1 protein-coding gene is annotated in these 1,353 nt (G+C 46.3%); it reads right to left on the reverse strand.

What is annotated here, in order from left to right:
* Nucleotides 1-1,353: methyl-accepting chemotaxis protein (locus R7E42_RS24320; protein ID WP_318073136.1), on the reverse strand; the 1,353-nt coding region annotated here is incomplete at both ends.

The raw sequence follows: 1,353 nt of genomic DNA on the forward strand, positions 1-1,353 counted from the left end.
CTGGTCTAGCTCTAACATTGATTGTTCATTCATATCCAAAGAGCTTTCTAACGATTCCAACCGCTTGCGGTTTTGCTCGACAACTTGGACACCTTTTTCGGTATGTCGTGTAGCAAGTAATGAATCCTCTGACGAAGCATTCGTTACTGTCGCAATTTCACGTATGGATGCCTCTAGCTGAGTAGTCGTAGTCACCATGCTCGCTAACGCTTCGTTTTGCGTCGTTAGACCTTCATTGGTTTGCTCAGCTGCATCGTGGCTGATTTCTGCGGTTTGATAAAGCGTCTCACAATTACGTGTAACCGTTTGGATAGAGTCGTGTGTTGAATCGATCACCTGATTCAATTTGCGTGCGACCTCTTTTAGCTCAAAGGGGCCCATCTCATCTGCTTTGGCACGAAAAGCGTGGTCAGTTAATGCGGACAAACGTACCAGCACATTCTTCAAGCCTCGGTTTGTCCACGTTTTTAGCCCGAACCAAGAGACCAAAATAACCAGAGAGATAACACACGCCGCGACAAGAACCATCATGCTGACGCTGCCTATGGTGTTATTGACCATGGCTTCGCGTTCATCAATCAAGTTCGATGCCGACTGCGAAATGCTATCCAAGAGCCTCATGGTTTCATCAGCTAATAACGACGCTTGATGAAACTCACGCTGTTGTTGTTCGCTTTGGGCCAACTTGGCAAGAATGAGTTGCAAAATGCCCTCTTCGTCAAAGCCTGATTTCACCATCTCATAAGGCGCTGTCAAGCTGGCGTAGTCACTGACTTCAGGGTGTAGGGCTTTGAAATCTTCGTAAGCAAGGTTAATCCCCGCAATCCGATTTCGCATCTCCCGATATTCTTTCTCTGCTTTAGGTAAATCGGTATGCATCATCATTACAAGGAAAGTGCTTTCCATCGAACTCGCAGATGCAATAAAACGGTTTGCCGCGTCACTCGACTCAGGATCGTCCAGGCTTAAAAATGAGCTAATTCTGTTCATCTCTGGGCCGATGGAACTCAGTCCATAGCGAAAACCACCAACACTATCGTCGATGCGCCCTTGCATCTGAATCACCGCGGATTGCTTGAGTAAAATGGAGTTTGTGATTTGGTGCAACGTCTCCACTTTATCTTTTAACTCATTGGAAAGCTGTGGAGCGACTTCGGATGTTTTCTCGATCAGACCTTCTGTCTGTTTCGCCAGCGCTTCAATTTGCGCTTCTACAAGCGGTAACTCTTTCGCTTCCGTTACCTGCATTCCATAGTTGAGCAGTTTCACCATTTCCAACACATTTCTGGTCAGAGTCGCATTGGCCATCGCAATCGGTAATGCTTTTTGAGACAAATCTTCAAATTGTTCTCC

It is taken from the genome of Vibrio sp. Vb1337, assembly GCF_033338715.1.
Lineage (GTDB): Bacteria > Pseudomonadota > Gammaproteobacteria > Enterobacterales > Vibrionaceae > Vibrio > Vibrio alginolyticus.